The 21,633-nt window shown below is 52.4% G+C and carries 27 protein-coding genes; 1 reads left to right on the forward strand and 26 read right to left on the reverse strand.

Annotated elements, in window-relative coordinates; genetic code table 11:
- The 22 genes from BM100_RS20675 to BM100_RS20775 form a co-directional block, all read right to left on the reverse strand.
- Positions 1 to 2,828, reverse strand: a 2,828-nt coding sequence (locus BM100_RS20675) for a TipJ family phage tail tip protein (protein ID WP_244896543.1), incomplete at its 3' end; no start/stop codon positions are given.
- Between the two features lie 69 nt (positions 2,829 to 2,897).
- On the reverse strand, positions 2,898 to 3,584 hold the full coding sequence (locus BM100_RS20680) for a tail assembly protein (protein ID WP_338066800.1): 687 nt from the start codon (positions 3,582 to 3,584) through the stop codon (positions 2,898 to 2,900).
- A 54-nt stretch (positions 3,585 to 3,638) separates the two neighbouring features.
- Positions 3,639 to 4,103: a YebO family protein gene (locus tag BM100_RS20685; RefSeq protein ID WP_092514365.1), complete on the reverse strand. Its 465-nt coding sequence runs from the start codon at positions 4,101 to 4,103 to the stop codon at positions 3,639 to 3,641.
- A gap of 71 nt (positions 4,104 to 4,174) precedes the next feature.
- A complete protein-coding gene (locus BM100_RS20690; protein WP_092514367.1) occupies positions 4,175 to 4,873 on the reverse strand; it encodes a C40 family peptidase in 699 nt (232 codons plus the stop codon).
- Positions 4,873 to 5,625 (reverse strand): phage minor tail protein L, encoded by a 753-nt coding sequence (locus tag BM100_RS20695; RefSeq protein WP_092514369.1) that lies wholly within the window; start codon positions 5,623 to 5,625, stop codon positions 4,873 to 4,875. Before BM100_RS20695 ends, BM100_RS20690 begins: the two co-directional genes overlap by 1 nt.
- Positions 5,626 to 5,636: 11 nt before the next feature.
- Positions 5,637 to 5,972 (reverse strand): phage tail protein, encoded by a 336-nt coding sequence (locus BM100_RS20700; RefSeq protein ID WP_420855290.1) that lies wholly within the window; start codon positions 5,970 to 5,972, stop codon positions 5,637 to 5,639.
- Complete coding sequence (locus tag BM100_RS20705; RefSeq protein WP_092514371.1) at positions 5,969 to 9,337, reverse strand: phage tail tape measure protein; 3,369 nt, start codon at positions 9,335 to 9,337, stop codon at positions 5,969 to 5,971. The genes BM100_RS20700 and BM100_RS20705 overlap by 4 nt, the downstream gene beginning before the upstream one ends.
- A gap of 8 nt (positions 9,338 to 9,345) precedes the next feature.
- Complete coding sequence (locus BM100_RS20710; protein ID WP_244590531.1) at positions 9,346 to 9,624, reverse strand: phage tail assembly protein T; 279 nt, start codon at positions 9,622 to 9,624, stop codon at positions 9,346 to 9,348.
- On the reverse strand, positions 9,621 to 9,998 hold the full coding sequence (locus BM100_RS20715) for a phage tail assembly chaperone (RefSeq protein ID WP_092514373.1): 378 nt from the start codon (positions 9,996 to 9,998) through the stop codon (positions 9,621 to 9,623). Before BM100_RS20715 ends, BM100_RS20710 begins: the two co-directional genes overlap by 4 nt.
- The gene (locus tag BM100_RS20720) at positions 9,995 to 10,468 is read right to left on the reverse strand and encodes a phage tail tube protein (protein WP_092514375.1); all 474 of its coding nucleotides are present in this window, start codon (positions 10,466 to 10,468) and stop codon (positions 9,995 to 9,997) included. The genes BM100_RS20715 and BM100_RS20720 overlap by 4 nt, the downstream gene beginning before the upstream one ends.
- A 33-nt stretch (positions 10,469 to 10,501) precedes the next feature.
- Positions 10,502 to 10,846, reverse strand: coding sequence for a hypothetical protein (locus BM100_RS20725; protein WP_092514377.1), 345 nt, complete (start codon positions 10,844 to 10,846; stop codon positions 10,502 to 10,504).
- Positions 10,843 to 11,286, reverse strand: coding sequence for an HK97-gp10 family putative phage morphogenesis protein (locus BM100_RS20730; RefSeq protein ID WP_092514379.1), 444 nt, complete (start codon positions 11,284 to 11,286; stop codon positions 10,843 to 10,845). The genes BM100_RS20725 and BM100_RS20730 overlap by 4 nt, the downstream gene beginning before the upstream one ends.
- Positions 11,283 to 11,603 carry a phage head closure protein gene (locus tag BM100_RS20735; RefSeq protein WP_092514381.1) on the reverse strand — a complete coding sequence of 107 codons (321 nt, stop codon included), beginning with the start codon at positions 11,601 to 11,603 and terminating at the stop codon, positions 11,283 to 11,285. Before BM100_RS20735 ends, BM100_RS20730 begins: the two co-directional genes overlap by 4 nt.
- Complete coding sequence (locus BM100_RS20740) at positions 11,600 to 11,908, reverse strand: head-tail connector protein (protein ID WP_092514383.1); 309 nt, start codon at positions 11,906 to 11,908, stop codon at positions 11,600 to 11,602. The genes BM100_RS20735 and BM100_RS20740 overlap by 4 nt, the downstream gene beginning before the upstream one ends.
- Before the next feature lie 42 nt (positions 11,909 to 11,950).
- On the reverse strand, positions 11,951 to 13,165 hold the full coding sequence (locus tag BM100_RS20745) for a phage major capsid protein (RefSeq protein ID WP_092514385.1): 1,215 nt from the start codon (positions 13,163 to 13,165) through the stop codon (positions 11,951 to 11,953).
- A 15-nt stretch (positions 13,166 to 13,180) separates the two neighbouring features.
- Positions 13,181 to 13,831, reverse strand: a complete 651-nt coding sequence (locus BM100_RS20750) for an HK97 family phage prohead protease (protein WP_092514409.1) — start codon at positions 13,829 to 13,831, stop codon at positions 13,181 to 13,183.
- Positions 13,809 to 15,035 carry a phage portal protein gene (locus BM100_RS20755; protein ID WP_092514387.1) on the reverse strand — a complete coding sequence of 409 codons (1,227 nt, stop codon included), beginning with the start codon at positions 15,033 to 15,035 and terminating at the stop codon, positions 13,809 to 13,811. The genes BM100_RS20750 and BM100_RS20755 overlap by 23 nt, the downstream gene beginning before the upstream one ends.
- Positions 15,035 to 15,211, reverse strand: coding sequence for a hypothetical protein (locus tag BM100_RS23310; protein WP_169924642.1), 177 nt, complete (start codon positions 15,209 to 15,211; stop codon positions 15,035 to 15,037). Before BM100_RS23310 ends, BM100_RS20755 begins: the two co-directional genes overlap by 1 nt.
- A gap of 9 nt (positions 15,212 to 15,220) precedes the next feature.
- Positions 15,221 to 16,957, reverse strand: coding sequence for a terminase large subunit (locus BM100_RS20760; RefSeq protein WP_092514389.1), 1,737 nt, complete (start codon positions 16,955 to 16,957; stop codon positions 15,221 to 15,223).
- A 2-nt stretch (positions 16,958 to 16,959) separates the two neighbouring features.
- Positions 16,960 to 17,430 (reverse strand): phage terminase small subunit P27 family, encoded by a 471-nt coding sequence (locus tag BM100_RS20765; RefSeq protein WP_092514391.1) that lies wholly within the window; start codon positions 17,428 to 17,430, stop codon positions 16,960 to 16,962.
- A 134-nt stretch (positions 17,431 to 17,564) separates the two neighbouring features.
- Positions 17,565 to 17,915, reverse strand: coding sequence for an HNH endonuclease (locus tag BM100_RS20770; protein ID WP_092514393.1), 351 nt, complete (start codon positions 17,913 to 17,915; stop codon positions 17,565 to 17,567).
- 4 nt (positions 17,916 to 17,919) lie between these two features.
- A complete protein-coding gene (locus BM100_RS20775) occupies positions 17,920 to 18,282 on the reverse strand; it encodes a hypothetical protein (RefSeq protein WP_092514395.1) in 363 nt (120 codons plus the stop codon).
- A 48-nt stretch (positions 18,283 to 18,330) separates the two neighbouring features.
- Between BM100_RS20775 and BM100_RS23315 the strand changes: the two genes are divergently transcribed.
- Positions 18,331 to 18,480 (forward strand): hypothetical protein, encoded by a 150-nt coding sequence (locus tag BM100_RS23315; protein ID WP_175494991.1) that lies wholly within the window; start codon positions 18,331 to 18,333, stop codon positions 18,478 to 18,480.
- 1,220 nt (positions 18,481 to 19,700) lie between these two features.
- Here the strand turns inward: BM100_RS23315 and BM100_RS20785 are convergent.
- The 4 genes from BM100_RS20785 to BM100_RS20800 all read right to left on the reverse strand — a co-directional run bounded on the left by BM100_RS20785 (position 19,701) and on the right by BM100_RS20800 (position 21,552).
- Positions 19,701 to 19,997: a hypothetical protein gene (locus tag BM100_RS20785; protein WP_092514399.1), complete on the reverse strand. Its 297-nt coding sequence runs from the start codon at positions 19,995 to 19,997 to the stop codon at positions 19,701 to 19,703.
- A complete protein-coding gene (locus BM100_RS20790; protein WP_244590532.1) occupies positions 19,997 to 20,461 on the reverse strand; it encodes a lysis protein in 465 nt (154 codons plus the stop codon). Before BM100_RS20790 ends, BM100_RS20785 begins: the two co-directional genes overlap by 1 nt.
- 31 nt (positions 20,462 to 20,492) lie before the next feature.
- Positions 20,493 to 20,984 (reverse strand): HNH endonuclease, encoded by a 492-nt coding sequence (locus BM100_RS20795; protein ID WP_092514401.1) that lies wholly within the window; start codon positions 20,982 to 20,984, stop codon positions 20,493 to 20,495.
- A gap of 166 nt (positions 20,985 to 21,150) precedes the next feature.
- Entirely contained in the window at positions 21,151 to 21,552 is a 402-nt protein-coding gene (locus BM100_RS20800) for a structural protein (RefSeq protein ID WP_092514403.1), read from the reverse strand.
- Positions 21,553 to 21,633 lie beyond the last annotated feature (81 nt).

The raw sequence follows: 21,633 nt of genomic DNA on the forward strand, positions 1-21,633 counted from the left end.
TGCCCTTGGTAGTTCAGGGTGATGTTCGTACTGTGCATGGCGTACCCGTTGCCGGTCTGGTTAAATTCCGCCTGCATCTTGGTGTTGATCATCGCTTTCTGGTCACCCAGTTGCGCCTGAAGGTGTTCTACCGATTCCACCTGCGCCTTTTGCGTGCTGGAGATGGCCTGTTTGTTGGTGATCACATCCGCTGCGGTGTTGTCGAGGTTTGTCCGTATTTCAGTCAACCGCTGTGCGGTCGCCTCTTTATCTGTCACCCTGACCGCCCATAATTCGCTGATTTGCGCCTTGTTCTCCCCGTCACGCTGCATCAGTTCCCGTGATAATGTTTGCTGCATGCCTGTCAGCATCAGCGTGGATTCATTAATCCAGTCGATATCGGTTTTAATCCGCTTCCCGGCCTCCGCCGTCATAAACTGGTCACCTGCCGCCTGCACTATCCAGTTCGTATCATCGGAAGACTCCCCCCGGATAAAGTCCGTCCACGGGGACTGATTGCCGGATTTGTCCACCAGCCGGGCACGAAAGTAGAACGCCACCCCGGCCGCCAGTCCTTGCATTGTGTGCATGCGTTGGGGGTAGGGAATGTCCGCCAGTAACATCACACCTTCGCCGTCGTGGGTCTGGCTGTACTGAATTTCCGTTTTCAGGGTGTCGCTGGTGTTGGAGGCAAATCCCCAATCCAATTGGATACCGAAGAGTATCGGCGTGGTTTTAAAGCCCAAGGGAGCGGGCGGGTTACCCTGTTTGCCGGTGATATTCACCTCCCCCGACGAGGCAAACAAACTCGGGATATCAAAGGCGTTAATGGCCTTGATGCGCGCCTGATAGCGGCCTGAATAGGCGTTGGGGATTTCAAAGCCCAGCGACGCCGTGCGGGGGATCGCTATCCAGTTACCGCTGTCCCTGCGCCATTCCCCGACATAAGCGATCGCCCCTTCCGTCTCCGCCCATGAGATACGCACGGTAGTTGTAGAGATGCCTTGCTGAACAAAAGAAAATCCCTCAACCTTGACCGACGTTGGCGGTTGCTGAACACTGGCCGGAATAATGGAGATGGGCCGTTCATCAATTTGCGCCCCGGTGTCGATACGGGCATATTTGTCGGGATCGTGATGCAGCCCGGTGATTTCGAACGTGCCGTCGTTGTTATCCTTGATACCCACGACGCGATATTGCTGAATGAATAAATCATGCGCATCCACCGCCCAGCCCGCTTCCGGGACAGGCGACTCACTGTAAGTGGTCGTGACGGTCACCACATTGTCATTCACTGCCTGCACTGTCCGGCCTTCTGACCTGCCTGTCGGTAAGTTGACCAGCAAGCGGTCACCGGCCTTCACATCAGGGTGTCTGTCCAGCGTGATATTGCGTCCTTCCACCGACTGGATACGCCCCCCGATAACGCGCCCGGCCCTGTTTTTATGCGCCACGCCAATAATCAATCCGGGCATCGGAAGTTGCCCCTCCAGCCCCACACGGAATGAAACCATGCCATCCTGCGCGTTGGTCAGGAGCGCCCATTTTCCCCGACGCTGCGCCTCGCTCTGGCGGGTACAGCCAATGGCAGCAATATCGAGTTGGTTGATGCCGTAGCGCTGGATTAAATCATCGTCCGACACCACTTCCACTTCATCATTGTAATGGTTGTCCGGATTTGACCAGCTCACCATGGCCACCGTGCTCCGGTTGCGTTCGCTGCCGCCGCTGTAGACGAAATCACCGTTGATAACACTGGCCTGCGTGAAAATGTATTTAATGTCGTCCGACATATCAGCCATGGCAACGAACTGGTTAGCGCCCCAGTAGACCGAACCGCGAAATATTGCGCCAATGTCGGTCAGTACCTTATAGGCTTCTGCGCGGGACTGAATGTAAACATCGCAGGTAAAGCGCGGCTCCATGCCTCCGCCCCCTTTCCCGTCCGGGACAAGCTGGTCGCAATATTGCGCGACAGGGTACAGCGCGGTTTCATCGATTTGGGTCTTGTCGATTTTGTCACCCAGACCACACAAATCATTCAACAGGATATCGTACAGTACCCACGCCGGGTTATTGCTGTGCGCCCATTTAAAGGTGCCGTTCCAGATACCGCTGTAAGTCCGGTTAACCGGGTCGTAATTAGACGGCACACGAATAATGCGCCCCTTGGGTTTGCAGGAAATCAGGGGAACAGTGCCGTTGAACAACCGGGCATCGAATTCGACATACAGCAACGCGGTATTGGGGTAGCGTAATTTGGCGTCGATCACCTCCGTAAACGCCATGATATTCATTTTATCGATGATACGCTCACTGGTGCTGTTGGGGGTTTTCCTGACCACCCGCACCGTCCAGCCGGCTTTGGCATCCGGCAAATTGATGCGATAGGAACGTTCATACAACGTGGTCGTTTTGGCGTCGATGTGGGTATCAAAAATGGTTTGATAGCTGCCCTCATCCGTGGACAGCTCAATGGCATAATCGATGCGGTAGCCCACCGTATCATTGTTCTCTTTTAGCGACCTTAATGCCGGCCAACCAAGACGGACACGAACGGCAGACAGTTTGGTATTGGCGATATATTTCGTCCACGGTGTCCCGGCCTTGATTTCGGTATTCAGCCGGATTTCATTCTCAGCCGCCGGCATCCCCTTGATGTAGTCCTGATGCTGCGTACCAGGACGAAACTCAAAACTGACCCCATCAAAATTCAGAGTGCCGTTGTCACCCTGCAAGGGGGTGCCGTCCAAGTAGATGTCTTTTGCGGTGAGATGGTTAACAAATTCCCCTTCCCCCAGTGCCAGCAAGACCCGTGCCTTGGCATTGGACTGGATGTTATCAGGCATCTCGACGGGCGTCCGTCCGCCCCCGCCGCCACCTTTTGCACCGACTATACTGTGTCTGAACATCGCGCTTTACCCCCTTCGCTTCTCGGCTTGCCCATCGTCAAACGGTTTCCCTTTCACTGTCTCGCTGAAATTGTGCTTCCGTTGCTTCTCAATTTGCTCGGTCTGATACTGGTCTTCGGTGTAAACCCCGGCCGAGATAATCGCCCCGCCGATTTCACGCGAACCGTAGAGGATCGGCACGGGATTGCCCTGAACCGTGGTATTGACCGGACTGCCGAACGCATACGACGGTTTATTCTCCGGTGACTCGCGCATCCCCAAGCCCGGTGGCTGAGGGGCCAGCATCTGAGAGACGCCGCCCAGCATCATGCCAACCCCGGACATCACCATCGGTGCACCAATCGGGGTCGCCCATAATAGCGCCCCCGCCACCACCATCACTGCGCCTAAAATAGTCTGGAAGATGCCCGCTTTTTTACTGCCGATGATCACCGGCATGATATGGATATCCCGGTCACCCTTGGTCATGTCCAGTTCGTCTTTGTGGTAGCTTCTGCCGCCGACAATGACCGAAAAGGTCATTCCCTGCTTGTGGGCATTCAGCATGAAGGTTTCAAAGCCGGCCACCAGTTTGCTCATGGCGCGGATAGCGTGCGGGGCATCTCTGGCGGCATAGTTAAAGGTGGCACCGAATTTCGTGGCGAGGACGCCATGAAGCCGGATAGTGCGAAGTGAGGATTCTGTAGAAACCATATTAACCTCATAAAAAAACCCGCCGAAGCGGGTTGATATAAAATTAAATAATGCTTACTTGATATTTTCTTTATAGTAACTTAAAAATGACATTTTTTGAGATTCATTTAATTCAGAGGATAATCTATCTATTTCAGCTTGGAATGCATTTCTCGCAGACATAATAGATAAATTTTTAGCTTCAACCTCTGCCATTAGGTTGTTATATAATTTAGCCACATCCATTACCCTGTACTGGGCAACCATTCCTCCTTTTTCTAATAAGTTGGTAGATTGCATTTTTCTAATTGCATCCAGATATGCAGAATTTATTTCTGAATTACCTTTATCCCCAGATAATAAAGCTGTTTGAATTTTTAGCTCTTGTAATATTTTTTTCTGCGTGTCCAGTAATTCGTTGGCTCTACTTGCATATCGTATTATAAAGAAATTAATCGCAAGCCCAACAAGTGCAATGATAATTAAAATAAAAAAAGGTCCTAGCAATGAAAATCCAGAATCGTCATAACTGTTGTACATAAATATCCTCAATTGGTTTTATTTACAAAAAAAACAACATTATCATTCGAAAAACAAAAATAAAATCATTACTATTTATTATAACGTAATATAATAATAGTCCTGTCTTTCCAGTATCCGCCATAAGGGACTTTCTGGCTTAAATGCCCGTAAATATGATGCAGCAATAAATTCCCCGCCACTAAAATTCCGGCATGGTTAACCACATCTGCCTGAACCTGCATCAGCACGACATCGCCTTCCTGCGGATCACCGGTGACTTCAATAAAGCCCGCCTGTGCAAAATTATCCATATACAAATTCTCGCCTTGCTCCCACCACGGATAATTCACCCGATAATCCTGCAGTTCAATGCCGTATTGTTGGCGGTAATAGCTCATTACAAGACCGTAGCAATCATAAACGCCCAGCACAAACGGACGCCCCACCAAAGGCAGTTCACCACGCGGGTAAAGGGTTCTGACATCCCCTTCCGGGTAGCTCACGATATGCCACGGCAATTCGGTGAAATCGCATTGGGCTTCATCCAAATCACTGGGCAGGGTTGTGGCATCGGGGTGGCTGTGAACAATACCGGTAATGGTTCCCCACGTTGAGGCGTCAAGGTAATCATGGGGGTCTAATTGAAATTGTTCTGTGGGATTTGAGGCGAGGTTTTTACAGGGCAGGTACTTTTCTACGCGGCCTTTCTGGGCCACTACCCCACAACATTCATTGGGATAAGTTTGCTTGGCGTGCTCAAAGATGGCGGCCAATGTTTTTTCATGCATCACGACCTCCTGATAAGTGACGAGGCCGGGAATCCCCCAAAGGGCAACGGTTCATCCTCACCGTGCAGATACTTACAGGCTGTCACGGTGCCGGGGCAGCGATCTTTACTGGGGTCGTCCGTCGGGTTACCGTTGCTATCAATATATTTTGTCCCGGCGTAGTCACAACCTTTGCCAGTTCGATACCAACCCCGCGCACGCCATGTGCACACCCCGTGAATTTGCCGGGTAGGGATCATCAGGCCATCCAATGATGCCGGACTGGCCAGTTCAAAAACGACCGCCTTGTCTGTTTCGGAGGTTTTCCGGTTAATGTAAAACAAGTTCTGCCGCTCTTGTTGTGGATCTGCCGTCGGGTTTCCCTCGGCGAAGTTTCTGGCATCCAGATAGTGGGCGAGCGTATCGTGAATAATCACTTTCGCCTGCACCATATCCTCAAATTGCAGACAGAGCGCAGTGACCGTTCCCTCGATATTCGCTACCGATAAACGGGGGCGGGCGGCCTGCCCGTCCGTGGACATTTCCAGCCCCTCTATCTGGACAGGCCACGGTTTGTACTCATCCCCCTGCCACCAAAGGGATTTGGGTTGCGGCGGGTTGCCCGCTTTCTCTGCCGCCTCAATCTCTTCCTCGGTAATGGGCATGCCATACGCATGAAAACGGAGTACCTCAGCCCCGAATTTTGTCCCGCCAATCTCATAAAGCCGGACAGTATTCCCGGCATCCAGCTTCTGTACGTCAGCAGTCAGCATGGGGGTTTCCTCTAGGGCGCGTGCGCCTCAATGAATTCGGTTGAAAGGGAATAGGTTTTGTAATCAATGGCCTGATACTTATAGCTTTCGCACCGAAACAAGCCTTTTTTTGCCAACGGTGGTCGCCAGATAAAAGCCTTGTGGCCTTCATGTCGGTCAAGAAAGGCGATAATGTCAGCAATGTGTTTTTCATTGCCGATAAAATCCACGCTCCATTTCATCGACTTGGGATTAATCCCCGCGCCGGACACCTGTTCATAACCATCACCGAATTTCGCTTTTCGAAGGGCAAACTCGACATTTGAACTGGCATTCACGCGGGGCTGCCAGATAAAGGTTTCCATCATCGGCCTCCCCTTATCGCTTTGTTGATGACACCACCTTGCCGTAAGTCCTTGTCACGCTCTCTGAAATAAACCTGGGCGACCGCCTGACCAAATTCCCGCCCGAAAGCCTGTTTATCACTATTCGATGAGGTGCTTTCCGTTTTTCCGTCCGTGATGTAGACATTGATCTTGGTGCTACCCTTTCCATTGCCTTCCAGTTCCTTTGGCGTAATGACACGCACCCCCAGCGAACCATCTGCCCCGCGTGTCAATGGCATAATGGCTTCCGGCCCCGCTTCCCCCATCAATCCGGCTCCTTTCGCAAAGGCAAACACGGTCGGCTGGTTGACAATCTGCCCGCTGTACTGGCTCAGGCTGGGCGAGTTGTAAACACCACCTTTGGCATTCTTGACGAACAAAGAGGCAAACCCGGCCCCCATGCCACCCCCGCCCATGGACTCCAACCCTTTCATGATGGTGTTGGTGATCAAGGCCTGCGCCGCCATTTTGACCAGACTTTTCACCACATCCTGTGCCAGCGAGGCGAACATTTCGGACATGCCTTCCCGGAGGGATTTACTGCCCGTCAGCAGACCGGTCACCATGTTACCCATCCGTTCTTGGGTGGTTTCGAACATCGTCACCGCAAGTGACTGCAGGTCGCCCTGACTGGCAAATACCTGCTTGGCAGCCTCGATGCGCTTGGCGTCCGTGTCACGTTCTGCGGCAAGGATCAATTCATTTTTGCGCTGCACACCGATAACCTGTGTTTCGGCATAGGCTTCATACAGCGCTTTTTTGCGCGCCAGTTGATTGTCCAAATCCTGTATGGGATCAACCTCACCCAGCAACGCATCTTTGGCCGAAACGACATACTGTTGTTTGGCACTGGTGTTGCCCCTGACCTCCTCCTGCCAAATATCCTCCTTGCGACGATCGTACTCTTTCGGTGTTACCTGCTTACTTTTAAGCTGGCGCTCCAATTGTTCACGGGCTTTTTTCGCCGTCTCGGCGGTATTGCGGAAGGGATCGTTTGCAATGGCGTCCTGCAGGTCTTGGTATTTCTGCTTGGCTTCTTCCAGCGTTCTGTTAAGCCGGCGGATTTCGTTGTTTTGTGCCTCAGTAAAGTTTTTACCCGAGGACATGGAAGCCGCAAAGGCTTCGGCGGCGGTGTTGCCTTCCCTGTAGCGGATCGCTTCGGTTGCCAACTGTGTGTTCAATTCACTGACTTTGTTCCGATAATCTGCCTGTGCGCTTGCCGCTTCCCGTGCTGCCTTGGCTGCATCACTGGCAGCTTTGGCAGCAGCAGTCTGTGCTTCTCTTGCCTTTTCTCCATTGCGATAAGTAGCGACTACATTATTGAGGTATTTTTGATAGTTACTCTGATGTTCTAAGGTATTTAATCCCTGATCTTCAGCAGCGAACTCGGCCTGTTTTCTTATTTTATCTTCACCTTGAAGGGAAGAAAGCACCCGATCGCGTTCAGATTTATTAAGAAAATCCCTTTGCTTATCATCCAAAGGAGCCTGAGGCAGCATCAGCGGAATTTGAACATGTTGTTGGCGCCCTTCAAGTAAACTGTTCCCCACAGACATTAAGCGATTGAATTCGCTATGTGCAGCATTCATCATGAGTAAAGATTGATGAGCCGCCGCCTCTTCTGCTGTTTTTTGCTTGAGTAAGTCAATGCGTCTACGGTCGATTTCTGCTAACGTTTCCTGAATATCTGTAAGATGATTTTGTTGTTGCCCTAATCGCTCTTCTTCTGCGGAAAGTTGCAATAGTGCATCTTTCAGTTTTTGAGTCGCCTCTGTTCGAGACATGAGGTGATTAATCATATAATCACCTATCATTCCTCCCGGTTTTGCCAGTATTTCTTGGAGTCCAGCAATCTGATTTTTCAGAGAGTGTATTTTTTTCTCTTGCTCAGCGACTACTCGTTCCTGCTCCTTCGCGGCATTGATCGTTTCTGAGCTATTATCAGCTAGCTGAGGCGCTGACATTTTATCTATTTTCTGTCGTACCTCTTGAATGGTATTTCCATACTCCCGTGCTGACTGTCTGGCTTGCTCCTGATTCTGATACATCGTGTACCATGCGCCCGCGCCCATCAGTACTAGACCGGGAATGCCACCAATCAACCCCAAAGCCCCTCCCAGCAAACGAGAACCGGCTGAGGTCACGCCATTTAACCTATTCTGCGCAGCTTTTCGGGCTTCGATATTGCGATTGAGTTGCGCCTGAGCTTGTGTCAGTCGTTTTTCCGCCAGCGCTTGTTTATCCGTGTTTTGGGCAGATATCAAGGCTTGTTGCGCCCGATATACCGCCGCCCTTGCCCTTGCAGTCGCAACTTGCGTTCCCCTGACCTGCGCATCCGCCAGCGCCACTTCAGCACGATAAGCCTGAAACACTCCGCGAGCCGAACTAATCGCCCCATTTGCCATGTCACCAAAGACTCTGGCGGCACCAATAGCTGCCACAACACCTAAACCAGTCGCTATCGCGTCGATGTTTTTGGAAACTGTATCCAGTGTCCCTGACAACACCTTGGTGGTTGCAGTGGATTGGTTGACATCCCCCACCCATTGCATAAAGGCGTTCTGTACGCGTGCCATGGACTTTTCCACCGTCGCGCCCATCGAGCCGTATTCGTCCTGCAATTTCCCCAACTGACTCAATAAAGCCGGGATCACCTTGTCCATAGTCAACAGGCCGTCGTTTGCCATCCCCTTGAGCTGGGTTCGGGCAACGCCCATGCCGTCCGCCAGCGCCTGAATCAAGCGCCCGCCGTTTTCCGCCATGGCGTTGAATTCCTCGCCCCGCAACACCCCCGACGACATGGCTTGCGAGAACTGGATCAACACTGAACTGGATTCCGCCGCACTGGCGCCGGAAATTTTCAGCCCGGTGGCCAGTGTCTCGGTCATGTTGACGATGTCTTGCGAGGCATATTTAAGCGCCCGCATGGGGGCGGCAGAGCGGGCGAAGACGGTGGCGTTGGCCTCAAATGACGTCCCGGTCTTTTGGCTCATCTCCATCAGCAATCGCTGACTGTGGGTCAAGTCAGTCGTGGATTGGGTCGCCAGTTTCAGGCGGGCGTTGAGGTTTGTCCACTTGTCCGCCGTTTCCACCAGTTTACTGGTCGCGAAGATACCCGCAAACGACCCGGCCATGCCCAGTGCAGAGGCTTTTACGGAAACCAGTTGATTGTTCAGGTCACGCAGGGCAGCGGTACTGCCCCGGGCGGCGGCGGCCGCACTTCGGTTGCCATTTTCCATTACCCGGTGGTAATTTTCCCCCAAGCGGGCAGCCCGGGCAATTTCCGCCTGATACGAGCTGGAATTGGCCGAGATTTTGATAATCAGTTCACGCAGTTTTTTTGCCACAGTGTCACCTATGCGAGATCCGCAAAAAATTGTTCAAAGTCGTCCCGTGCCGCGTCGTCGGTATGTCCCCATTGCAGCAGTGCTTCATTCAGGCTGATTTTGACGCCCTGCGATTGATAGACAGCTGCCGCCACCTGTGCGGCCTGAATATCCCCCCGCCGGTCGCTGAGGGGGTTTTCGCGGTCGTAAGCCATCCACAGCATCAGCTCGCTGGCGCTTAAACTGCCCTGCAACTCGGCCACGGTTTTTCCCAGTCGCAGGGCGAGTGTCAGCAGAAAACCGGTCAATGGGGCGCTGACTTTTTTTCCGCCTCGTCACGGTCGGTCACCAGACTAAGTGCCTGATGCAACAAACGGGCATGCACGGGGCCATAGATGTTCATTACCTTGTCCATATCGTCGGGCGTGAAGACCGGATCGCCGTGTTCATCACACAACACATCAATAAACAACACGACATCAGCACGGGTATTGCGCAGTACCACCTCTTCGGTGGACCGCTTTTTGTCTTCCTCTGCCGGGCGGGTGATTTCATTCCAGCGTACCCATGCCCCCGCCGAGGGTTCACGTAAGGTCACGGTGGCGTTGTTCCACTCGGTCACGGTGACGGTTTTGGTGCGAAAGCCCAATTTCGGGGTCAGGGCCAATTGGCGAATATTCATGCGTGTTCTCCTTTTACGAGGTCAGTTTTGGTTTTTTTCGCCAGCGGCACCGGGCGGCCTTTCATGCGCAGGGTAAAGGTGGCATTGACGATGCCGTTGGCGGCGGCACTCCACGTTTCTTGCCTGACCTCCGCCAAGAAGGTGTAGCCATGGCCGCTGGGGAACTGAACCCGGAAGGCGTAGGCCTGATCGGTATTGTAGGCAAAACGTAAAATGTCCTGCCCTTTCTCTTCGGCCGTCCAGTGCCCGGACAGGGTAATTTCCGCCGGGGCGGCCAGCCCGTTAATCATCTCCTGTTCACGGGAGCCGAGCGTGGTCACTTCAATGTCGGACTTCTGCCCGCCCGTGTAGTTAATTTCTTTGACAGAGGTGTCAATCGGCACCCAGTTAATCAGGGCGCTGGTCGCGTCAGTGGCTGTATCAGCGGACACCGACAGCGACGTTTCAAGGGTGCGTTCAAACTTAGCCATGTTGTTTCTCCGGCTGGGTTGATTGATAAAGGGTTAGCGGGGTTGGGTATAGATTTTGCAGGTCAGGGAAGCGCGATAGAGTTCGGTATCTTCTTCGAAACTGTTCTCGTGCTCCACGTCAAACGGGGCCAACGGGTTGAGGGCATGGAGGGCGTCTTCCCCAATCTGCTCGGCACGCTCAAGGGTGGGCGCGTAAGCGTCAACCTGAATGCGGGTCATTTTCACGGCCGGGCCACTCAGTACATCGCGGGTCAGGCTGTACGTGGAAAACACGCACCACAGCGAGTCGGACTTTCTTTCAGTCAAGGGGATTAAGTAAGGAAACACCCGCCCGGGCAGCACCGGTTTCAGCAGTTTAAACAGGTCGCCGTCCTTCATTTTGCCAGCATCCTGTCAATGGCCTTCAGGGCGGCCGCAAAGACGGCCTCGGCGGCGTCATCGGCCTTGGCCTCAAAGGCCGGGTCAATGAAGGGTTTTGCCGCCATCTTGGAGGTGCCTTTCTCCAGAAAGCGCCAGTAATAGGCGTTTTTGGGGTCGTTTTTCTTCATCCCGGTATCACTGTTGGTGCCGGATGGATTCGTTCCCCGCACCGACACCCCGGCAGAAATGGTGCCGTCCCGCCCCATCCGGCGGTTGGTTGCCACGATGTTCTTGCGGAGTTTGCCCGTTCTGACCGGGGCACGGCTTCGGGTTTCGTCACGCAGGATCTTAGCCCCGGCATAGGTGCCTTGGCGCAACACCGTGTTGCTTTCGGCTTGGCTGAGTAGCGCCAAATCCCGTGACAGTGCTTTCAGTGCAGAAAAATCCACCGTCGTCATTGTTTCACTCCTTCCTGACAAAGCAGCTCTAACAGGGTTAATTTGTTGTCCGGCATCACCGCCTGAATGGCGTAAGCCTTGCCCTTGAAAATGATATTCATCGTGGTGTCGATATCCGGGCGATAGCGCACCCAGAACCGGACAACACTTTCCGACAGCACCGCCTGAGAGGCGACCCGTTCTCGACCGCTGATAAATTTGGCCTCCGCCCAGACCGTGGCCACGGTGTAATGTTCCTTGATGACGCTGCCCGCGTCCGTCTGGCGGCTGCGCGTGCCCTGGATCGTGATGCGATGGCGCAATCGGCCGATGTTCATGATTTCCCCCTGACAGGCCGGATACGGTAATCATTCAGCAACTCCTTAAACCCGTTGGCTAAGACATTCGGTTCGCGGTGTTCATACCAAAACCCCACCGCCAGCATTAAAGCCAGTTTAATCAGTGGGGTAATCAGCAAGCCGTCGGGATCGTCTTCCGGTACAGACTTTTCATAAAGGTGACGGTTAAGGTAGTTCTCGGCTTTTTCTTGGGCACTGGCGAGGTAGGTCAGCAACAGTTCATCGTCCTCGGTTTCGTCCACTTTGCACTGCAGTCGCAACTCCTCAATCGTGGGTAATGGCATGATTGACTCCTGAATAAGGCGGCACGCCGGCCGCCACGGGGGTTATGGCTTGCTGCTTCCTGCCGCCTTGAGCAGTTTCACGGCGTTGCTGTCCACCAGCAACGACCCTACGCGCTTGGTGGTGTAGAAGTGGATAAACGGCTTGTGGGTATACGGGTCACGCAGCATGCGCACACCCAGCCTGTCCAAAATGGTGTAACAGCGTTTGAAGTTACCGAACGCCACCGGTACGGCACCGGCACCCAAATCGGCAAATTGCTCATTCTCCGCAATACCGTAGCCCAGTAACGCAGACGGCTGGCCCAACTGCAGCCCCGGCTGCCACAGGTAATTGCCCTGACTGTCTTTCAGGGTGCGCACCTGAAACAACATGTTGTTGTTCATCATGAACTTCGCCCCGTTGCGGTACGGCTTGCGCAGGGTGTAGATCAATTGCATGATTTCGTCAGCGGTGACCTCGGTCGGCTTTTTCAGCAGCAAATGCTGCAGGGTGCCCCATTGGCGGGTTTTATCATCCGCGATGTCGCTGCCGTACGCCAGCAAGCCTTTCGGCTTTTTCTTGCCGTCGCCGTGGGTAAAGGCGCTTTCTTCCTGCTCGGCGAACTCCTGCGCCAGCTCTGACGTGATAAACGCCTCCACATCAAAGAACGCATCGTCCAGCATGGTCTGGGTGGCTGCCGGGTTACCGTAAATTTCCCCCCAAACCGGATCGATTTGCGCCAGTTTCGGCGTTTTGGTTTCCGGGCGTTCGTCGGTTTCCCCGACCCAGCCGCTGTTGGTGCCGCCCTGATTGACCAGCCGCTTGAAGTTGGGGCTGCCCACGGACACCACATTACACTCCGCGCGCATCACCACTTCATCTTTCAGCGCATTGATAATGTTGCGATCCAGCTCTTCCGGCACCGCATAGCCTCCTTCGGCATCGCCCGTGGTCTGCATGGCCTTTTGTTCCAGTTCGGCCAGCCCGTCGTCTTTTCCTTTGCGGATAAATTGCGCAAACGCGGTTTTATGCTCGTTCACCGCCTTGCTGTTGTTACCGCCTGCCGGGCGTTTCAGCCCCGCCAGCTCCTCTTCCAGGGCGGTTTTCAGGGTATCCAGCTCAGACAGCTTGCCGTTCAGGGTATCGACCTGCCCGGCCAGCTTGCCTTTTTCCGCCTCGATGGCGTTAATACGCTGGTCGTTTTTCTGTTTGAACTCGTCGAAGCGCTGCTGGATTTCCTGCGCGACTTGCTGGACGTCTTTGATTTCTACAGTCATGGAATAAACTCCGTGTTATTTAAAATTTAGGGATTTCAGTGCATTCAGTGCCGACACGGCCTCAGCGTCACGCAGAGACAATGCCCCGTAGCCCTCAGCCATGAATGCCTTGGCCTGAGCGCGGGAGAGTCCAACGTCGCGCAGGACGCGTTCGATACTTTTTTGTGCCGGGATGTCACCCCGGGCAAAGGCCGATTTCACCTCGCTCACCCGGGCCTCATCATTGGCGGGAAAGGTCACCAGACTCACTTCCCACAAATCGAGGTCTTTGAGTAAAAAAGCCCCTTTGTCCCGGTCGTATTCCCAATCTTTCAGCACATAGCCGATGGACAAACCGGACAGGGAGCCGGCCTTCATATGGGCGTGCGCCCGTTTTGCCAGTGGATCGTCATCAATCAGCAATCGCCCCTTGAGGTACAGCCCGGTCTCGTCTTCGTGCATTTCGGTGTAAATACCGATGGGTTCATCCCTTTGGTGCTGCCAGAGCAAGGCGGGCAAACTGCCCTTTTCGCCCCACTGCTTCAGGGTGTTGGCAAACGCGCCGGGCAACACAATATCGTCATAGCTGTCTTTCACCCCGAAGACCGACCCGTAGCCCTCGAACTCACCCGAGTCGCTGACGGATTTGATTTTCAGGGGGATATCAAGCCGTTGTTTGGTCATCATCGACATGCGGTGTTTTCTCCGTGGTGATATCGGGATCGGTGGTCATGTTCAGCGGGGTCAGGTAGATATCCCCGCCCTCGCGGGGGTTCAGTTCTTCCAACGCCCGGCATTCGTTCGGCGAGTAAATGCCCCAGTTAATGCCTTTGGCATACGCCTCAAGGCGGGATTTCATGTCCCCGCGCAACAAGGCACCGGTATTGAATTTGGCGTAGAACTGCCCCTGTTTGCTGCGTTTCACCAGCCCGGCATTGATGCGCTGTTCAATACGGGTCAGGTAAGGCACCAGCGAGTAATTGATAAACCCAATCCCCAGATTCTCAATGTTGTTAAAGGTGGCGCGGTCGGTGTTTTGCACCATGTGCAGCGGCACGCGATAAATCCGGCAGATTTCTTCCAGTTGAAACTTGCGGGTTTCCAGAAACTGCGCATCTTCGGCAGACAGGCTGATTTGCTTCCATTGCAGCCCCATTTCCAGAATCATCGGCTTGTGGGCATTGACCAGTCCCTGATGCCGGGCTTCAAAATCGGTTTTCAGGCGATCAAAGGCGTCATCCGTCAGGGATTGATCGGTTTGCAACACCCCGCTGGTGACCGCACCGTTACCGAACAACCGGGAGCCGTGCTCTTCGGTCGCCAGTCCCAACCCGATGGCCTGCCGGGCATAGGCGATCGGGCTTAACCCGGTCAGGCCATCCAGCGTAAAAATGCGCACATGCCAGAGTTCATCCTGTGTCAGCGTCCGGCTCTCGCCGTTCGGAAAGGTCACCTGATATTCAGGCTGCCAGTCGCTGTTCAGTTTGGGGGTCACACTGCCCGGGTCGAGGGGCAGCAGCTCCACCACTTCCCCCAGTGCCCTGACCTTGTAGGCGTAAAAGTTCCCCCTCAGGCATAAACTCGCGACCAATAACTCCCAGAATTCCTGCGGGGTCATATAGTTATTGGGTTTGACTGACAACAGCGTGTGCAACCGCTCCTTGACGGCCCGTTGGTTCCCCCGTGCCAGTTGTTCATACAACGCACACGGCAGCATGCCGACCGATTCCGCCAGTACGCGCACACAACTGAACACAGCGGTAAGCTGCATCGCCAATTGCGGGCTGACGCGCCGTCCGCTGTAGGTGTCATACGACAGGCCAATCAATTCACTTAAATCACGGGAGGTCATCGGGGCGGCAGATTTGCGAAACAGTCCGGGAAAGAACATCAGGCCTCCCTATCCGGTTGGTTGCCCAGCATGCGTGACACCAAATACGACCAGCCCAGACACAACAGGCCAGCCACGATAAACCCTGCTGCCGGCAGCAGCAGCCATGCCCCGTAAGACACAAGGCCGCCGCCTGCCAACCCGACCAGCAGGGCAATAATGATGAATATTTTCATGAAAAAACCTCAGAGGGCGCGCAGGCCGCGACTCGTCAACACGTCAGACAGACTTTCGGCCTGTTCCCCGCCATTGACCAACAAGCGGCTCAAACCGGTAAACAGGGCAACGGGGCCGTCAATCTTGGCTTCCGGCGTGGATTTGTTGGGAAAAATGTTGTCATTCCTGTCCGGTTTGACCGTGACATTGCTCATCATCCAGTTCATCACCGGATGGGCGTTGTGATGAAACTTACCACTGTAAACCAAGGCCTCCAGTGTCTTCATGGCTTCCGACAGGTTGCGTACGGTCTGGGCGACTTCCACCAAGGGGATCCCCTCTTCGGCCAAGGCCAGACTGAACTGCACCGCACTCCACGGATCAAAGCCGAGTTCTTTCAGGTTGTCGCCACTGAGCCAAATCTGTAACTCGTCCTTTATCTGGGCATGATCCACCACCTCCCCGTCAGTCAGCGTCAGCACCCCCCTGTCCGCCCACTTGCGATACAGTTCAGCCTGTTGCCGGGAGCACCGTTCCAGCCGGCCTTCCGGCAGCCAGAATTTACAGTCTGCATGGACATGGCCGTTATTCCCTTGCCACACCTTCACCGCCGCACAGATATCAATCTTGTTCGCCAAATCCACGCCCACCCACAGCGGGTAGGTTTTCAGTTCATGCGACGGGGGAAGCGGTTCGCATTCATCCCACTTGAGCATGTCCATCCACGCCGATTCGGCCGTGACCCACAGGTTCATGTGCTTGGTGAAAAAGTTGTGCCGGGCAGACACCTGCTCCTTGGCCTTTTTCGCCAACCGGCGCAGGTCATCCCAGCGTTTGCAGATACCCAGCCCGGGGTTGGCTTTCTGCCACACCGTTTCGTCAAAGGGGTCGTCTTCTTTATCCAGCGTATAAATCAGGCCGAAAAAGGTGTCGTCCTCCACTTGCCCGCGCAGCACCTTCACCGCGTAATCCCGCAGCTCGTAACAAATGCCTTCCTTATTGAAGCCCGCCGTGGTGATGCCGAACAGCAGGGATTGCAATCGCGCGCCCGTAGCGGTCTCCAATACATCCCACACGTCACGAGTTTTGTGGGCATGGAGTTCATCGACAATGCCGCAGTGGATATTGAGGCCGTCGAGGTTGTTGGCGTCACTGGACAGCGGCTCAAATTTGGAGGCGGACTGTTCCTGATAAATCGCCAGCTTGTTAAAGTCAAACAAGCGCCCCAATGTGGGTTTGGCTTGCTTGATCATGTTCTTGGCATCTTCAAACACAATGCGGGCCTGATCCCGGGTGGTGGCTGCCGAATAAACTTCGGCACCGCCCTCGCTGTCTGCCCCGGTCATGTACAACCCGATACCGGACGACAACGTGGATTTGGCATTCTTACGCGCCACCTCGTTATAAGCCGTGCGGAACCGGCGCACCATCACCGGGCGCCCGCTGCCGTCATTGCGCAGCACAATCTCCCCGGTGGCTTCATCCACCAATGGCCGGACAAAGCCAAAGAGATTGATGAGAATAAAGACGTGCCAGTCCATCAAATCGATGGGCTTGCCTGCCAGTGCGCCCTTGACGTGGGGCACAAATTTATAAAAGTTCAGGATATGCTGGGCGCGGGGTTCACTGAATGTGATGCCGCGTGTTTCACCGTGTTTCAAGTCCGCCAAGAAACGTTGACAGGCCAGCCGAACCAGTTCCCCCGCCACAATGTCACCGGCCACCACGCGCTCGGCGTAGCGAATACCGTCAATCACCTTAGCCATCATCAGTCTCTTGCTTGGAGGAACGCTTCCAGTGGATCGGCTTCATCCTCGCCGTTCCGGTTCACTTTTGACCGGGTGGAGGGGGTCATGCCGAACTCGCCGAGCATGGCGCGTAACCGTTTCCACGCATCAGCTTTCATGATGGCGGCAGGGTGAACCTTGATGAGTATTCCGCTGTCCGTCATGTTCTTGTAGGTGTGCCCCTCCAGCGCCAAGGTATCGCAGTGATGCCGGTATTCCACATACGCTTCAACCAGTAATTCCAGCGCCCGGGCATCCAGCTGCGTGAGGACACCGACAGCATCCAGTTCTTCCGCCATGCGCTTGAACCAGTACTTGCCCTGCTTATCAAAATACTTCGGGGTTGAGGGGATCCCTTTCGGGGGCTGCGGTTCGTTTTTATTGATCGGGCGTTTTGATGGGTTCCCCCTGACCAAACGCAAGTGGGTCGGGGTTTTAGGTGGCCCTGACATGATAGTTTTCTCCAATTGAATACCGCTTGGGGATCCCCCCAAAAAAGTTTTCTAACCTGCGGCGATCTGAAAAGAGGTTAGGCGGCGGTCCTTGAGGGCGAGAGTGGCAGGGATTTGACCTCCCCCTCCCCTTGCTACCGTAATCGTTCCGTCGCTGTCTTACGTCGATGGCAGGCAAAGCACAATAATTCCAAATTCGAGAGTGCATCCGTCCCGCCATGCGCTTTCGGTATGATGTGGTCGACGGTGGTGCCGGTGACTGCCCGACCTGCCCGTAGGCATTGCTGGCATAAGTGTTTGTCACGCTGCTTTACTTGTGCCCGTAACGTGTCCCACTTACTGCCATAGCCGCGCTCGTGTCGGCTCTTGCCTTGTTGGTGAGATTGCCAGCCGGTGTGCAGGTGTTCGGTACAGTAGCCGCTGCGGTCAGTGGTAGTCTTAGGACAGCCTTGCTTACGGCAGGCTCGGGGTATGCGTGCTGGCATAGCATCACCACACCGAGAACAAGCCGCCCAGTTTACTCTCGCGGGTAACGAACTGGCGCAGCTCTTCGCGGACTATCTGGCGGATGTGATCGTCATTGATTAACTCGGTTGTTTGGGCCGAACCGATGATTGCTGATTTCAGGTGAATCTTTCCGGCTATTCCATAAATCTTCTCTGCATTATCTAGAATAGTTTCAGCGCCCTTATCAGCGGCCAGTTTCATACCTGTATCATCATGTTGACCTTTGATGCGTTCCAGTAGCTCAACAATGTGCTCTAACTGTGATTCCAGTTGGTTTAATGTTTTGGTGTTGTAGTTGACACCAACGGTGATGTTGTATGTTGCTGTATCTATATTCTGTGACATGTTTTGTTCTCCATGGATTGCTACATGGCGATCACGACTCAATGAATCATGATGGCAATGCAGGCCGTCTCTCCGGCTGTCACACCACTTTTTCTGCCTACAGCGGATGTTGCTGATAATGACCTGTTGTTCTCAGGGGCATGGGTTATTTTTGATTCTGTCTGTACGCTCGATGGCAAGGAAACATGTCACAGCTAATACCGGCAGACGGCGATAACCCGACGCAGGGGGTGTCGACAAGATAAGCAAGAAAAATCAATAGCTTTACTCCTTTTGTCCACCCCATAAATCAACTATTGAGGAAATCCCTATAGTTGAAAATAAAAATGCCACCCGCCCGTGTGCGTTGGGTACGCGATGAGAACGGGGATGATGGCATGGGTTATTGCTTTAACCACTCAAGGGAATGGGTAAAGAAATATTGTGTTTAGTTTCAGAGCGTAACTAATAGTTAAGGTTTATTCGCTTGTTTTACGGTGAAGATGGGGGTATGGAATGTTGAAGATATATTTTTTGTTGGAGGTGCTTATGCCTGTTCCCAAGTTAGATGAAGTTTTTCGAGAGCTGAAAAACTATAAAAACCCCGATAATACGCCTGTGTTGCAAGAAATTACTCTCCCTAACAATGGAGTAAGAACGCTACTTATTAGTTTCGCTGATATAAATGTAAGAAAGAATTTCATAAAGAAAGTTAGACTATCGTCTTTCAGTGGAGGTAGGGGTACTAACACTCTCAGTGCTATTCTTCATCAGCTGGGGTTCGAACCTACCATTCCCGTTTTAAGGCCCCAACCACAGTTAGAATTCAGACTGACCGATCACGCTGGATATAATGTAACAATTAATTCATATCAAAACATAATACTGCCTAGTTTCACACAAGAAGAAAGTAACTACATCAATCGTTTTGCAGAAAGGTGGAGTAAAGGAAAGTACCAAAATGTCCGAGATAGTTTGAGTAATTACCAAAGCCCTGCGCCTTCTCCAACCTCTTCATTATTTTCAAGACAAGAAAGTCATTCAACACTACGTTCTCTGTTAAATAAAAGTCCATCCCCATCAAGAAGCCCTCAACCCAGTACCTCCGGCATACAACGATATTCACCAACTCAAGTCAGTAGGCCAACAAGAATTCAAAGATCGCAACAGAGTGTTAATACTACATACGATCCTTATGCGCGACCCCCAGGCGCTCCACGACCACTCTCTCGACCTCAAACGCGATATGAACCTCAATCATCAATCTATTCTCAGAGAAGTCCGACGTACAAGGAATGGTTTGATGAAGATGATGAATCTTGGATGTAAATGTAGTGGGCGGCTGTCAGATTAAGCCTGAATTACTACAGATAATAAGATACATCTCAAAACTCCCCCTCCCCCACCCCAGAATCATTTGCTCTGGGGTGGGGGGGTGTTCATGAATACTGTTCCTCAGCCCAGTTTTTCCAGTCAAAGTCACATTCACATTTACCAGCGCCATCCTGAAATTCAGCATCCAGACCACACGTCGGACAGCAAGGTACTTCAACTGTTATTTTTGTTCCTACTGGCCAGCGCTTAACGTCAAACGCAATTTTGTCTGCGGTGTCAGATTCCATATCACCGTCGCAATAAATTTCAATAAACGACTTGCGTTCATCACTGGCATAAACATCTACTCTTACTTCACCCCATGACGCTGTTTTGTACTTAATATCCCTAATCCTCATCATTATCTTCCCCCACACTCAGCCTTCACATAACCCTGCAAATACTTCAGTTTTGCCCGGTCGTTGATGATGCCTTCTCGGATATCGAGAACAGCTGATCCAGTTTCTCCAGGGAGTTCGACGGTGGTTGAAGTGACCACGCTGTCGGAGGGAGTGGTTTCACGCACAGGACAGGTGGCTTTGATGCGCAGCTTACGACGACCAGCGGCAACATCAGCCCGAAGAGTGTCGATTTCAGTCTTGGCATGGGCGAGTTCCTGTGTGTGAGTCTTGTCGAGTTCTGCAAGATGTTGGATGCGTTCTTGCTGCTGGTTTATCGCGATGAGCTGCTGGTCATGCTGTAACTTTAAGTTATCGTATGCTTCGGCCTTGTCCTGATACTCACTGTAATAGAACCAGAGCAGGCCAGCGACGACAGCAAAAGCACCAGCCGTGAAGTACTGACTGTTAAATTTCATATCAACCATAGACCCGTGAAATATCACTTATAAACTTCAATCACGAGTGACAAGCAAACTCACCATGAAGTTTATCCCTAGCGGCCATGACAACAATCTCAGCCAACTCAATATCGTCAAACAGACCAAGATAAATTTTTTTACCATCAGCCTGTATTTGAGCTTTCCATTTTTTGTTTTTTACTTCCCAATTAACACCTTTAATCCCGGATTTATTGTTGGTGCGCTTTCCTTTATTGACTGAGTTCTCGTAATGTGAAGCCAATCTTAGGTTTTGTATTTCATTATTGCTCCTGCACCTATCTATGTGGTCTATATTCATATTCGGCCACTCTCCATAATGCATAAACCAAGCAAGTCTGTGAGCCTTATAAGCCTTGCCTTTTATTTTTATTCGAATATATCCACTGCCGTCATCCCAACCAGCGACATCGCCAGCATGTACGCTGCTATTTACCTTTACCTTCCAAGTAAAAACCCCCATGGCAGGATCATAATTCAACAGCCTTTTTGCTTCTTCGAAAGTTAGCATTGCGTATTCCTATAAAAATAAGAGCCTGCTGACGTAGAAATATCGCCCCATGAGAGGTCGCCACCTGGCGATACTTCTCAGGCTCTATTTCTATAAGCTCATGGTTGGGTGTTGCGCACGTCAGTACGCAGATAAAAAGAAGCCCCGCAAATGCGAGGCTAGGGATTCAGAGCAAGTTAAATGCTTTTTCAAATACTTCATCTGGATATGGCTGTTGGCCGTTCTCGTGCCGGATAATAGATTTGGCTAGCGCAATCAGCGTCGGTTTATTGATATCGAGTATTTGATGTGGATCGACGTTCAGTGCTCCGGCAACCCCTTTGATATAGGCTGAAGTGTTGTTTTCCATATTTGGTGCCCAGCGGTTGATAATCTTAGACACGCTGTTATGTCCGCCTTTATGGTAATTGCACAACAACTTCATCAAAGCCCTAATTCCATGCTCTGCCGTCTCAAACCGACAGAATCGCTTTTCAATATTTGGGTCATGCGGTAATTGGCCTTGCCACTTATTCGCTGGGTTGTTATCAATATTGCCCGGATTGTTATTGCGAATGCCTCTGGTCATCAGATTATTCCCCGCTCTCTGTCAGCCCTTACAAGTAACTTGGTCAGCCGATAACGGTTTTCTAAATTGAAGTGATCCCAA

Origin of the sequence: Xenorhabdus mauleonii (assembly GCF_900113945.1) — a bacterium.
In the GTDB taxonomy this organism is placed as follows: Bacteria; Pseudomonadota; Gammaproteobacteria; order Enterobacterales; family Enterobacteriaceae; genus Xenorhabdus; species Xenorhabdus mauleonii.